The 13,189-nt window shown below is 68.6% G+C and carries 13 protein-coding genes; 2 read left to right on the forward strand and 11 right to left on the reverse strand.

Annotated elements, in window-relative coordinates; all coding sequences use genetic code 11:
* The coding region (locus tag BM310_RS18170; RefSeq protein ID WP_245778545.1) for an FGGY family carbohydrate kinase at positions 1-775 on the forward strand (775 nt) is incomplete at its 5' end.
* The gene (locus BM310_RS18175; RefSeq protein ID WP_089810463.1) at positions 775-1,884 is read left to right on the forward strand and encodes a hypothetical protein; all 1,110 of its coding nucleotides are present in this window, start codon (positions 775-777) and stop codon (positions 1,882-1,884) included. The genes BM310_RS18170 and BM310_RS18175, both read left to right, overlap by 1 nt.
* Positions 1,885-1,977: 93 nt before the next feature.
* Here BM310_RS18175 and dhaM read toward each other — a convergent pair whose 3' ends face one another.
* The 11 genes from dhaM to BM310_RS18230 form a co-directional block, all read right to left on the reverse strand.
* Positions 1,978-2,364 (reverse strand): dihydroxyacetone kinase phosphoryl donor subunit DhaM, encoded by a 387-nt coding sequence (gene dhaM, locus BM310_RS18180; RefSeq protein ID WP_089810464.1) that lies wholly within the window; start codon positions 2,362-2,364, stop codon positions 1,978-1,980.
* Positions 2,361-3,071 (reverse strand): dihydroxyacetone kinase subunit DhaL, encoded by a 711-nt coding sequence (dhaL, locus tag BM310_RS18185; RefSeq protein ID WP_089810466.1) that lies wholly within the window; start codon positions 3,069-3,071, stop codon positions 2,361-2,363. The genes dhaM and dhaL overlap by 4 nt, the downstream gene beginning before the upstream one ends.
* A gap of 87 nt (positions 3,072-3,158) precedes the next feature.
* Entirely contained in the window at positions 3,159-4,154 is a 996-nt protein-coding gene (gene dhaK / locus BM310_RS18190; RefSeq protein WP_089810469.1) for a dihydroxyacetone kinase subunit DhaK, read from the reverse strand.
* Positions 4,155-4,253: 99 nt separating this feature from the next.
* Positions 4,254-7,385 carry an isoleucine--tRNA ligase gene (gene ileS, locus BM310_RS18195; protein WP_089810471.1) on the reverse strand — a complete coding sequence of 1,044 codons (3,132 nt, stop codon included), beginning with the start codon at positions 7,383-7,385 and terminating at the stop codon, positions 4,254-4,256.
* Positions 7,386-7,549: 164 nt separating this feature from the next.
* A complete protein-coding gene (locus BM310_RS18200; RefSeq protein ID WP_089810473.1) occupies positions 7,550-8,146 on the reverse strand; it encodes a hypothetical protein in 597 nt (198 codons plus the stop codon).
* 102 nt (positions 8,147-8,248) lie between these two features.
* Complete coding sequence (locus BM310_RS18205; RefSeq protein WP_177232698.1) at positions 8,249-9,391, reverse strand: right-handed parallel beta-helix repeat-containing protein; 1,143 nt, start codon at positions 9,389-9,391, stop codon at positions 8,249-8,251.
* A gap of 175 nt (positions 9,392-9,566) precedes the next feature.
* Positions 9,567-10,028, reverse strand: a complete 462-nt coding sequence (locus BM310_RS18210) for a hypothetical protein (RefSeq protein WP_089810477.1) — start codon at positions 10,026-10,028, stop codon at positions 9,567-9,569.
* 105 nt (positions 10,029-10,133) lie between these two features.
* On the reverse strand, positions 10,134-10,601 hold the full coding sequence (locus BM310_RS18215) for a bifunctional nuclease family protein (RefSeq protein WP_089810479.1): 468 nt from the start codon (positions 10,599-10,601) through the stop codon (positions 10,134-10,136).
* Positions 10,602-10,657: 56 nt separating this feature from the next.
* Complete coding sequence (locus BM310_RS18220) at positions 10,658-11,272, reverse strand: ArsR/SmtB family transcription factor (protein ID WP_089810481.1); 615 nt, start codon at positions 11,270-11,272, stop codon at positions 10,658-10,660.
* A 105-nt stretch (positions 11,273-11,377) separates the two neighbouring features.
* Positions 11,378-11,752: a CBS domain-containing protein gene (locus tag BM310_RS18225; protein ID WP_089810483.1), complete on the reverse strand. Its 375-nt coding sequence runs from the start codon at positions 11,750-11,752 to the stop codon at positions 11,378-11,380.
* 54 nt (positions 11,753-11,806) lie between these two features.
* Positions 11,807-13,159 (reverse strand): glycerate kinase type-2 family protein, encoded by a 1,353-nt coding sequence (locus BM310_RS18230; protein WP_089810485.1) that lies wholly within the window; start codon positions 13,157-13,159, stop codon positions 11,807-11,809.
* Positions 13,160-13,189 lie beyond the last annotated feature (30 nt).

The following is a 13,189-nucleotide window of genomic DNA, read 5'->3' on the forward strand; positions in this document are numbered from 1 at the left end:
CCAGCAGGCCGCCCTCTTCGGCCAGACCTGCTTCGACGCCGGCGACGCCAAGAACACCTACGGCACCGGCTCGTTCATGCTCATGAACACCGGCGGCGAAGCGGTCACGAGCGAACACGGGCTGCTGACGACGGTGGGGTTCCAGCGCTCGGGCGAACCCGTCCAGTACGCTCTCGAAGGCGCCATCTTCATCACCGGCGCCGCAATCGAGTGGCTCGAAGAGGTCGACCTCATCGAGGACGCGGCGGACACGGAGGCGATGGCCCGGTCGGTCGACTCGACGGACGGCGTCTACTTCGTCCCCGCGTTCACCGGACTCGGCGCGCCGCACTGGAATCAGCGCGCCCGCGGCACCATCGTCGGCATGACCCGCGGGACCGAACGCGAGCACCTCGTCCGGGCGACCTTAGAGTCCATCGCGTTCCAGACCCGCGACGTCGCCGAGGCGATGGAGGAGGACTCCGGCATCGACCTCTCGACGCTCCGCGTCGACGGCGGCGCGGTGAAGAACAACTTCCTCTGCCAACTCCAGGCCAACATCGTCGGCACCGACATCGTCCGGCCCGTCGTCGACGAGACGACGGCGCTCGGTTCCGCCTACGCCGCCGGTCTGGCCGTCGGCTACTGGGAGACCGTCGACGAACTCCGCGACAACTGGCAGGTCGACCGCGAGTTCCCCCCCGAGGACGACGCCGAGAACGTCGAGAAGCGGTACGGGCGGTGGCAGGAGGCGGTGGAACGTTCGCTGGACTGGGCACAGGAGGGTGGTGACTGATGCCGCTGGCCGACCTGTGGGCCGTCGAGTTGCTCATCGCCGCCTTCGCCGGCGGCGCGTTCGGCGCTGCGCTCGGCGCCCTCCCGGCGTTCATCTTCACCGGCTTCATGGTCATCGCCGGAGAAGCGGCCGTCGTCGCCAACGTCGACGCCGGTTCGATCACCGGTTCCGTCGCGTTCGGCGCGCCGTTCTCCCCGGCCATCAGTTTCGCCGGCGGCGCCGCCGCGACGGCGTACGCGGCGAAACGTGGCTACATGCAGTCGGGCTTCGACTACCACAACGCCAAGGACATCACGTTCGCCCTCGGGACGAAGCCGGACGTCCTCGCCGTCGGCGGGGTGTTCGGCATCCTCGGCTACTGGCTGACCGTCGCGTCCTCCACGTTCGCGCTCCCGTGGGATCCCATCGCGATGGGCGTCACGCTGTCGGCCCTCGCGCACCGCGTCGCCTTCGGCTACCCGATAATCGGCGAGGTGCGCGGCGACGGCCTGCTCGACATGTCGCCGTTCGAACGCGAGGAGATGCGCGTGATGGGAGAGAGCGCGACGAGTGACGCGACGGCGGGCGACGCCGCGACGGACGGGGGAACCGCGAGCGAGGCTGACGGTTCCTCGTCGGAACCACGGTCCGACGGTGGGACGGCGACGGGTAACCGCCTCGCGGTCGAACCGTGGCTCCCCCACCAGTACAAGTGGGGTAACGTCGCCGCGGTCAGCCTCGTCGCCGGCCTCCTCGGGGCGTACATCGCGATGGCGACCGGCAGCGCGTTCCTCGCGTTCGGTATCAGCGCGGCGTCGCTGCTGTTCCTCAACCTCGGCGTCGAGCGCATCCCCGTCACCCACCACATGACCATCATCGGGAGCGCCGGTGCGCTCGCGTCGGTGGGCGGTGCCGACGGGTCGCTCCTCGTCGCACTCGTCGCCGGCGGCATCCTCGGGACGGTTGCCGGCCTGTTCGGCGAGTTGTTCCAGCGCATCTTCTACGCGCACAGCGACACCCACTGGGACCCGCCGGCGGCCGCCATCGTCTTCGGGTCGTTCCTCATCGCGGTGCTCTACATCGCGGGCGTCTTCCCGGGTGCGTCGTACGTCCCGACGCTGGGATTCTGACGCGCGAGGCGACGGCAACCCCTCCACTTTTCCGCCGACTCACGCCGTAGCGTAGCGGCGGTCCCGGAAACCGCCGGTTCGGGTCGGTTCAGTTCAGTTCAGCTTGCGGTACTCGCGTGCGCCCTCGGCCGACTCGACCACGGAGTCGAGCGTCGCCTTCGAGGAGGTGGACTCGACGGCGGCTTCGAGCGCTCCTTCGAGGATGGGGGCGTCGGCGATGACCGCCTCCGTGTCCGTCATCTCCATGGCGAGTTCGGTGTTCATGACGGCGCTCCCGAGGTCCACGAGGACGACGACGCCGTCGCCGTCGTCCGCCGCCTCGAGGGCCTCCTCGATTCGGTTGGCGTTGGTGCCGACGCCGCCGTCGCCGTCGCCGCCCGCGGCCTCGATTCGCGCGTTCCCGCCGCCCATCTGCGCGGCGATGTCGCAGATGCCCTCGGCCGCCTTGTCGCTGTGCGAGACGACGACCAGCCCGATCATTGGGCCTCCTCGGGGTCCTCGTCCGGGACCGACTCGGCCGCCGGCGCCACGTCCGTCTCGCCCTCCAGATACTCCTCGGCCGTCGCCAGAATCTCCTCCATGATGAACAGCGTGCTGGTCGCGCCGGGGTCCTGGTGGCCGACCGACCGCCACCCGAGGAACGAGGCGCGCCCCTTCGTCGCCTTTATCGGGACGGTGAACGCGACGCCGCGTCTGGCCCCCTCGACGGCCTTGGCGAACGCCGTCAACGGCGGCAGGTCGTCGTGTTCGATGGACTTCTTGTACGTGTGGACCGCGGGCACCAGTGCGTCCACCATGGTCTTCGCGCCGATCGGCGCGTCACCCCTGTCCTGCACCTTGTCGAGGTACGCCTCGGCGAACGCGACGGACGTCTCCGTCGTGATTCCTCCCTCCAGTTCCTGACTCGCGGTCATGAGCGACCCGCCGTAGAGGGGGCCCGCCGCGCCGCCGACGTTGCCGATGATGGTGGTCCCCACCGTCTTCACCACCTCGGCGGGCGACATCTCCTCGAACTCGTCGGTCTTCTCGGCGACGGCGCTGAACCCGCGGTACATGTTGTTCCCGTGGTCGGCGTCGCCGATAGCCGAGTCGAGGTCGGTCAGATGCGACTTCTCGTCTTCGATGCGCGCCGCCACGTTCTCGATGGCTGTGATGAGTGCCTCACGCTGGACGGATTCGTCGGCCATACCGACACACACGGCGGCTGTTGGCTTGAAACTACGGCGAGAAAAACGGGTGGTGTCAAGGTCCGCTCGCGGCCGTCGGCGGCTACCTCACCGCTTCAGCGCGGGGGTGTCGACCGCGGCGCCGAGCAGTTCCTTCAGTTCGTCGTCCACGCGACAGACCGTGACGGAGCAGCCCATCATGTCCAGCGAGGTCATGTAGTCGCCGACCCACGCGTCCCACGTCTCCAGGCCGCGGTCGTCGAGTATCTCCTGCACCTTCCGGTTCACGATGAACAGTTCCGACAGCGGCGTCCCGCCCATGCCGTTGACGATGGAGACGACGTCGTCGCCGTCGTCGGGGTCGAGGTCCGCGAGGACGTTCTCGGTGAGGTGTTCGGCCACCTCGTCGGCGGTCATCATCTCGGTTCGCTCCGTTCCGGGTTCGCCGTGGATGCCGATGCCGAGTTCTATCTCGTCCTCGCCGAGGTCGAACGTCTCCTCGCCCTTCTCGGGCGTGATGCAGGAGGTGAGCGCCATCCCCATCGTCCGCACGTTGTCGATGACCTTCTCGCCGACCGCCTGCACCTCCTCCAGCGACCCGCCGTCGGCCGCCTTCGCGCCGACGGCCTTGTGGACGAGGATGGTGCCGCAGACGCCGCGGCGGCCCGAGGTGTACAGCGAGTCCTCGACGGCCACGTCGTCGTTGACGACCACCTGCGCCACCTCGACGTCCTCCATCTCGGCCATCTCGGCGGCCGTGTCGAAGTTCATCACGTCGCCCTCGTAGTTCTTCACGACGCAGAGGACCCCCTCGCCGGCGTCGCAGGCCCGTACCATCTCGTTCAGTTCGTCGGCCGTCGGTGAGGTGAACACCTCGCCCGCCGCCGCGCCGTCCAGCATCCCGTCGCCGATGTAGCCGGCGTGTGTCGGTTCGTGTCCGCTCCCGCCTCCGGAGACGACGCCCACCTTGCCGTCGACCGGCGCATCCGACCGAACGAGAACCTTGGTGCCGTCGAGTCGACGGACTCTGTCGGGATACGCCGCCACCATTCCCTCCAGCATCTCGTCCACGTAGTCCGATGGGTCGTTTACCAGTTTCTTCATGGTCCAAAATGATAGACGGCCGATTCCGTCAAAAGTGTTAGCTGTGGTTCACCTGAACGAACCGGGGTCACGTCGGGCGAAAATCGCCGGCCGTCGGGGCTACTCCGTTCGCGTGACGCCGATGACGATGGTGACGCCCTCGACGTCCCACTCCTCGGTCAGGTCGGCGTCCTCGCCCGCCGCGTCGAGGGTGGTCGCGCGGACCTCCTCGGCGACGAGGCTGTCGTGCCGATTCACCAGGTCGGCCACCCGGTCGTCCTGCACGTCGAGGCTGACCGCTATCTCCTCCTCGACGTCGAGGTCCAGGCGCTTGCGCATCTCCTGGATGCGGCGGATGACGTCGCGGGCGTAGCCCTCGGCCTCTATCTCCTCGGTGAGAGAGGTGTCGACGTAGACGACGCCGCCGTCGGTGCCGTCGGTCGCGTCGAACTCGGCCGCGTAGACGTTCTCGGGCGGTTCGGCGCGGTACTCGACCATCTCGTCGGTGAGTTCGACCGCCTCGCCGTCCACCTCGACGCCGGATTCGACCGCCTCGCGGGAGGCTCCCTTCACCGCCTGCATCACCTTCTGGGCGTCCCCGCCGAAGGCGGGGCCGATGACGCCCATCTGCGGGTCGGCGTACTCGACGAGTTCGTCGAACGTCTCGACCACCTCGACGGACCGGGCGTTCACCCGGTCGGCGAGGAGGTCGGACAACGCCTCGACGGCCTCGGCCACCTCGTCGTCCTCGCTGGCGACGACGACGCGCTGGACGGGCCATCGAAGCTTACGTTCGCCCTGCTGGCGGGCGTTGGCGGCCGCCTCCTCGACGTTCCGCAGGACCGCCATGTTGCGTTCGAGTTCCTCGTCGCGCCACGACTCGTCCACCGTCGGGTAGTCGAGGGCGTGGACGGTGGTCTCGCTCCCGTCGAGGTGCTGGTACATCCGTTCGGCGACGTACGGCGTGAACGGCGCGACGAGTCGCACCGTCTCGTTCAGGACCGTCGCCAGCGTCGCGTACGCGCCGCGTTTGGACGCGGAGTCCTCCTCCTCCCACATCCGTTCGCGGATGGCCTTCACGTAGAAGCGCGAGACGTCGCCCGTCACGAAGTCGATGACGGCGTTGAGCGCGTCGGACACCTCGTAGTCGTCCCACGCCGCGGCCACCTCGGCCTTCACAGTCTGCAGGCGCGACAGCACCCACTCGTCCACGACGGTGAGTTCGCCCGCGTCGAGGTCCGGGTTCGACGGGTCGTAGCCGTCCAGTTCCATGTACGGCAGGGGGAACCTGAACACGTTCCAGAAGATGTTCAGGTCCGACTGGGTGTCGTCGAGGCCGTCCCACTCGAACGAGAGGTCGACGCCCTGTTGGTCGTGGCTCAGGAGGTACGCGCGCAGGGGGTCCCGCCCCGCGCGGTCGATGGCCTCCTCCGGCGTGACGATGTTGCCCAGCGACTTCGACATCTTCCGGCCGTTCTCGTCGTTGGCGAACCCGTGCATGAGGACCTCCTTGTACGGGATCTCGCCGAGCGCGGCGGTTCCCATGCCGAGTTGTGACCAGAACCACCCGCGGGTCTGGTCGTGCGCCTCCACGATGAGGTCGGCGGGCCACAGTTCCTCGAACGCGGCCGTCTCGCTGGGGTAGTCGAGCGTGCCCCACGTCGCCACCGAGGAGTCTATCCAGACGTCGAACACGTCCGGGACGCGTTCGTAGGTGGTGCCGTCCTCGGTGATGGTGAGGGGGTCCACCGAGGGGCGGTGCAGGTCCAGTTCCTCGGGGTCGACGTCCTGGTCGGCGCGTTCGGCCAACTCCTCGCGCGTGCCGACGACGAGGAAGTCGCCGTCGTCGGACTGCCAGATGGGCAGCGGAATGCCCCAGTAGCGCTGCCGGGAGATGTTCCAGTCGGGGGCGTCGGCGACGAAGTCGCGGAAGCGGTTGTCGCGCGCCCACTGCGGGTGCCACTCGGAGTCGGCGATGTTGTCGAGGAGTTCCTCCTTCACGTCGGTGACGGTGATGAACCACTGGTCGGTGGCGAGGAAGATGATGTCCGTGTCGCACCGCCAGCAGTGCCCGTAGCGGTGGCGGTGTTCGCCCGAGTGCAGGAGGTGGCCGTCGGCGTCGAGGTCCTCGACTATCTCGGGGTTGGCGTCGCGGACGAACGTCCCGGCGTAGTCGCCGGCCTGCTCTGTGAACTCGCCGCGACCGTTCACGGGGACGAACACGTCGAGTCCGAGTTCCTGCCCGCGGGCGAAGTCCTCCTGCCCGTGGCCGGGCGCGGAGTGGACCAGTCCGGTCCGGTCGGCCTCGACGTAGTCGGCGGTGTACACCTCGCCGGCGCCCTCGAAGTCGGCGAACTCGGTCAGGCGGTCCGCGAGTGGGTGGTCGTACTCCCAGCCGACCATCTCGTCGCCGGACAGTTCCTCGACGACTTCGTAGTCCTCGTAGCGGCCCTTCTTCAGCACGTCCTCGACGCAGGGTTCGGCGACGTACAGCACCTCGCTCTCGCCGCCCTTCTCCGCGCGGACGGCCTGATAGGTCATCTCGCCGTCGACGGCGACGAACGTGTTGGCGGGGATGGTCCACGGCGTCGTCGTCCAGATGACGAGGCTCCCCTCCCTGCCTTGCAGGGGGAACTTCACGTAGATGGACGGGGACTCTATCTCGTCGTACTCGACTTCGTTCGCGGCGATGGCGGTCTGACACCGCGGGCAGTAGTTGACCGAGCGCTTGCCCTGTTCGACGAGTCCGCGCTCTGCGACCTGCTGGAACGCCCACCAGGCGGCCTCCATGTACTCGGGCGAGAGCGTCTTGTACGGGTCGTCCCAGTCCATCCAGACGCCGATGGACTGGAAGTCCTCGTCCATCGCCTCGCGGTTGCGTTCGGCGAACGACTTGCACTCCTCGATGAACGACTCCATGCCGTACTCCTCGATGTCCCGCTTGGTCTCGAAGCCGAGTTCCTCCTCGACTTTGACCTCGATGGGGAGGCCGTGCATGTCGTAGCCCGGCCGGTCCGTGACCCGGTGGCCGGTCATCCGCTTGTAGCGGACGATGGCGTCTTTCAGCGTCTTGTTCCACGCCGTTCCGAGGTGCATCTGACCCGACGTGTACGGCGGCCCGTCGACGAAGAAGAAGGCCGGGTCGTCCGCGTGCGCCTCCTTCGTCGCCTCGTAGGCGTTCTCCTCGTCCCAGTAGTCGCCGACCGCGGACTCCAGGTCCGCCGGCGTGTACTGGTCGCTTAGGTCGTCCATACAGGAGGACAATTCGGGAACGTATATCAAGTCCGTGGAACCGTGCGAACGGGTCGACGGGCGACCGACCGACCGACGCGCAACCGACCCCTGTCGACCTGCGGCCGGACCCCGAGGGCCGGCCTCCACCCGCACCCGCCCGCGTTCCACCGGACCCCGCCGACCTACGACCGGCGTCGCGGCGTCGCCGTGTGCCGTCCGATTCGGTCGCCCGTCTCCTCGTCGTAGACGGTCACCACCGCCGTCGACGGCGTGGCCTCCGCCTCGTACCGCGTCAGCGTCGTGGCGATGACCGCTTCCACGTCGTCGTCGAACGACAGCGACTCGGGGTCGCGCGGCGACCGGACCGTCGGAACAGAGACGGTGTCCCACCCGGTCCAGGCGAGTTCGCCGTGCAGTATCGTCGGCTGGACGCTGTACGCCTCCTCGACGGGCATCTTCGCCTCGAACAGGAGGAGGAAGCCGTTCGAGTAGTCGTCGTTCCGCACGTCGTTGTCCATCGACTGCTCTCGCTTCGGGTAGTGGTCGGTGAACAGGTCGTCCACGTCCGCGGGCGACTCGGTGAACAGTTCGGTGTGGGCGGTTCCCCGCGACGCCGCGGAGAGGCCGCCGACGAACCACGGTTCGTCTGCGGGGTGGAACACCGTCGTCGCGTGGTCCATGTCGATACGACCGCTCACCCGTCGCCGGACGGTCCCGAGACAACCGGTGAGGCCGGTGAGCGAGGCGGCGGACGCCGCGAGGAGGGCTCTGCGCTTCACGTCGTCAGCTGTCGTTCTGTCGATAAATAACTGCGGGTCCGGTCCGGCTCTTCGAACGCCGACGTGTCGTCGGCCGCCTCGTACTCGGTCTTGCTCGGTGCGCTACGGACGGTTCGCGTGAACCTTCGAGTCGGAACCGACGTCTTGGATATCGGTGTCGAACCCCGCTATCGTGTTCGATATCAGCTTGTTGTTCTCGCCGACGTTCAGGACGCCGACCGCACCCAGGTCCGAGTTCTCGTCACGGAGTTCGTTGTTCACGAGTTTGTTGTTGTTCACGCTGGCGAGGTACGCCCCGACGATCGCCTCGTCGACGCGGTTCCGCACGAACCGGTTGTTCTCCGCGGCCGCACTCGCCACCCCGATGTCGCTGTTGCGCACGTCGTTCCCGCGTACCGCGACCCCCGAGGAGGCGAAGACGAGGACCCCCGCCGACGTGGCCGAATCGTAGCTGTCACCGTACCGGTTGTCGGCGACGAGGTTGTCCCGAACCGTCCCGTCCGCACCGAACCCGATTTGAATCCCGTTCGGGCCCCACGCCTCGCCGACCCCACCGCCCGCTTCGACGGTGTTTCCGACCACGTCCACCGTCGGTGCGGGGTGGGTACCACTGTCCCCGTTCGCCCCGATGCCCGTCCGTTCGTACTCGCGCACCTCGTTCCCTCGAACCGTCACGCTGGAATCGCCGTAGGCGATAACGCCGAACGTCTCCTTACCCCCGACACCCATGTTCCGGACGGTGGTGTCCGAGACGCTACCCGAGACGTTCCGGACCAACACGCCGACGGAACGGTCGTCGGGTTGCCTGTCGTCGCCGTCGATTTCGAGTCCGGAGACGGTGACGGTCACCGCGTCGGAACCGGTCACCACACCACCGCTCTCGGTTCCACCGTACGCGAACACCACCGGTTCCCACTCGTTTCCGCTCTCGGGAACCGCGAACGCCGCCGGCGACGACGGGGCGCGAATCGTCGGGTCGTCTACCCCACGCAGGTGGAGACTCGTGTCGACGACCACCTGTTCGACGTAGGGGCCTCCGCTCCCCCTCACGCACACCGTGTCGCCGGTACTGGCGGCGTCGACGCCCGCCTGAACCGTCGGTTCGTCGTCAGGGACGACGACATCGCATCCCTTGGTTCCCGGCGGCCCACCACCGCGTCCCGGACGCGCACTCGCCGTTCCACCCAGACCAGCGACGGTCAGCCCACTCAGCCCGACGCCTTTGAGAACGCTTCGTCTGTCCACCAGTCGCCTCGATGACTCGTTCGACATCCCGCATAGCTATTGACTCACCGACACTTAGTTTCTCGTGTGCCTCGCTCGGCCGCGCGTTCTCCGACATTCGCCGCCTCAACGGTCGCACGGCAGACTCGTCGCTCGAAGCGTAGGTGACGTACTCGGCGACAGAGACGGTGGCCTCTCAGAAGTCCGGCAGGTCGTCGGGCGCCTCGTACTCGGACTCCCAGTCGATGTAGTCGTCTTTCAGCACGTCGCACACCGTCTGTCCCAACTCCGTCAGGCCGGCGTTGATGCTCGAAACCTGCTTCCACGAGGCGAGGTCGGGGTGGACCTCCCGTTCCTTCCAGTCCTGCGGGAGGCCCGGCGCGTGGTAGCCGACGCGTCCGGCGAAGTCGTCCCAGAAGAAGTCGAAGTCCGACCCGAGGCCGAGGTCCGTGACGATGGCCCACTCGCCGGCCGTCACCTGCGTCTCGGCGGCCCACTCCGCGAACGCCTCGGCCCACGCCCCCTCCCGGAGGAACGCGCCGAGTTCGTCGCGTCGGTAGTCGTTGTCGTCGCCGACCACGTCGGCGTCGTCGTACTCGTTCGGGTCGACGGACGGGCTGAGTTCCGGCGGCGTCGGGGGTTCGGCGTCGAGTGCCATGTCTCCCGGTTGGGCGGGCGAGGGTAAAAGCGGCGCCCCGCGACGTCGGCGACACGGCGTCGACGACGCGGCGGAGCGAGTGGGCGGGCGACCGTCGGCCGTCTCTCAGAACTCCGCGTCGTCGGGGCCGTCGGAGGGTTCCCCGAGGTCGAAGCGTTCCGGCGGTTGGCCGGCCTCGTCCAACACCTCGTCGGAGACGACGATGGGGCAGTCCACGCGGACCGCGAGGGCGACGGCGTCGCTGGGGCGGGCGTCGAAGACGAACTTCTTCGGTTCGCCGTCGTCGTAGCGTTCGGCGTCTATCTTCGCGAAGAACGTCCCCTCGGCCAAGTCGTCGATGCGGATGCCGTCGATGGCGCCGCCGAACTCCGTTATCATGTCCACCAGCAGGTCGTGGGTCAACGGTCGTTCGAACGGTTCGCCGGAGAGGGCGAGTTGGATGGCCTGCGCTTGGTCGGAGGTGATGACGATGGGGAGGAACTCCTCGCGGACTTCGAGGATGACCGCCGGAACGCTCCCGCCCTCGGCGTCGACGCCCACGCCGATTCCTTTCACCTCTGCCCGGTGGTTCATGTGGCACGGTTGGTCGGCGAGGTATGAATAGCTAGGCCACGCCGGAGCGGTCCGCCTCAGTCGCGCCGGAGGTACCAGACGACCGACCAGACGAGGAGGACCGAGAGGCCGCCGAGGAAGAAGAGGAGTCCGGGCGGCAGACCCGCGGCGGTGGCGGCGTCGTCGGCGACGCGCGCGGCCTCCATCGTCGTCGCGTCCGCGGACTCGGTCGCGCCGCCGGTCTGTCCGACGAACGGGAACCCGGCGACCAGCCACTGGACGAGGAGGCTGGCGACGGCGACGACGCCGACTGCTCCGAGGAGGCGACGGAGCGCACTCATCACGCCGGTCGTCCCCTCGCGGTCGGCCGCGACGACGACCAGCGGTCTGTCCGAGGGCGCGTACACCTTCATCTCGCGACCCTTCTCGGAGTAGACGGTGTCGACCACCTCGACGGCGCCGGCGTCTTCGAGGCGGCCGAGGTGGTACTGGACGTTCTGCAGGGAGGTGTCGACGGCGTCGGCGAGGGCGGCCGCGTTCGCGGGGTCCTCGTGGAGGGCCGCGAGGATGCGCCGCGCCGTCGCCGAGGAGAGGGCCGACAGCAGGTCGTCTGCCGCGTCGTCGTCGAGACCGATGACGCGGGGGGAGGCGTCTCCCTCGGCCGACGACGTGGAGGGCAGGAGGCGTGCCATGCGCCGGGCTACGCCGTCACGGGATACAAACTTGTTGTTCGTTCGGGGACGGAGCCGAATCCCCGACGAACGGTGATTTCGACGGCCGCGACCGGGGCCGGACCGCTACGAGAGGAACGTGGCGACGTCGGTAGAAGAGACCATCCCCACGTAGTCGTCGTCCACGACCGGGAGGTGTTTGATGCCGTACGTGGTCATCATCGCGGCCACCTCCTCCATGTAGAGGTCCGGCGACGCCGTCTCCACGTCCGTCGTCATCACGTCCGACACCTGCAGCGTCGACACGTCCTCGCCCTCGGCGACGGCGTCGAGTACGTCCGTGCTGCTGATTATCGCCCGCGGAGAGGTCTGAACGACGAGCGCGTTGATCTCCTTCTCACGCATCCGCCGCGCGGCCTCCATCACGGTCGCGTCCGGAGCGATGGTTTCCAGCGGCGTCGACATCACGTCTGCGACGGTGACTCTGTCTGCAGAACTCATACCGTGACGGACGGGAGCGAACGGTATAAAGGTAGGACGACGAGAGACGGCGACTCAGACGTCGTCGTCCGCCGGGGCGTCCACGACGGCCACGCGCAGGTCGTTCACGTTCGTGCCCGTCGGGCCGGTCTGTACCAGACGGCCCCGTTCCCGGAGGAACGGGAGCGCGTCGTTGTCGGCGAGGGCCGCCGCCGCCTCGCTCTCGTCGGACCGAGTCTCGACCGTCGCCGCGTCCACGACGGCGCCCGCCACCGCCGTCCCGCCGTCCTCGCCGTCGCTGTCGATAGCGGCGACGACCGCGTCGGTCCCGAGTTCGCGCGCGGCCGACAGACAGTACTCGAGGTTCGGCCCGCCCTCGCCGTCGCCGTCGACGGTGACCGTGCACTCGCCGCCGGTGAGGACGACGGCCGGCGCGTCGAGGGGGTCGCCGGTGGCCGCCACCTCCTCGGCGACGGCGACGTGCGTCTTCGCCGCCTCGCGCGCCTCGCCGCGGACCCGCGAGGAGAGTATCGTCGGCTCGTAGCCGCGGTCCCGCGCGGTCTCGCGCGCCGCCGAGAGCGCGGCGTGCGCGTCGGCGAGGACGTGGTTCGTCACCCGGTCGAACGCCGGGTCGTCCGACTTCGGCGTCTCGTCGACCGCGCCGCGAGCGCCGCGTTCGAGCCTGTCGCGAACGCTCTCGGGCACGTCGAGGTCGTAGCGGGCCAGCACCGACAGGGCGTCGTCGAAGGTGGTGTCGTCGGGCGCGGTCGGACCCGACGCGACGACGCCGAGGTCGTTGCCCACCACGTCGCTGAAGACGAGTCCGACCACCGTCGCGGGCGCGGCGAGACGGGCCAGACCGCCGCCCTTGAGCGTCGAGAGGTGCTTTCTGACCGCGTTCAGTTCGCCGATGTGCGCGCCGGAACGGAGGAGGGCGTCCGTCGTCGCCTGGAGGTCAGACAGCGAGATTCCGTCGGCGGGCGTCGGAATCACCGCGCTGGCTCCCCCGGTGACGACGGCGAGGACGAGCGTCCGGTCGTCCGTCTCCGCGAGGAGTTCCACGATTCGCGAGGCGCTCTCGACGCCCGCCTCGGAGGGGACGGGGTGTGCGCCCGGCAGGCGGTCGATTCGCTCCCCGCGGCCGGGGGCGGGCGTGACCACGACGCCGCCGTCGATTCGGTCGCCGAGGACCGCTTCGAGGGCGTCGGCCACGCCGTCGCCGGCCTTCCCCCCGCCGACGACGAGGACGCGGTCGAACCGCCCGAGGTCGTACGTCGCGTCCGCGACGCGGAGTTCGTCGCCCTCGACGGCGACGGCGTCTCTGACGACGCGGTCGGGTAAGACGGCCGCGACGGAGTCTCTGAGACACGCGATGGCCGTCTCGTGCGCTCGCGTCGGCGTGTCGGCGTCGAACGAGATACTGGTCATACCCCGAGATGCTCCGACAACGGTAAAAAG

This window comes from Halogeometricum rufum (assembly GCF_900112175.1).
In the GTDB taxonomy this organism is placed as follows: Archaea; Halobacteriota; Halobacteria; order Halobacteriales; family Haloferacaceae; genus Halogeometricum; species Halogeometricum rufum.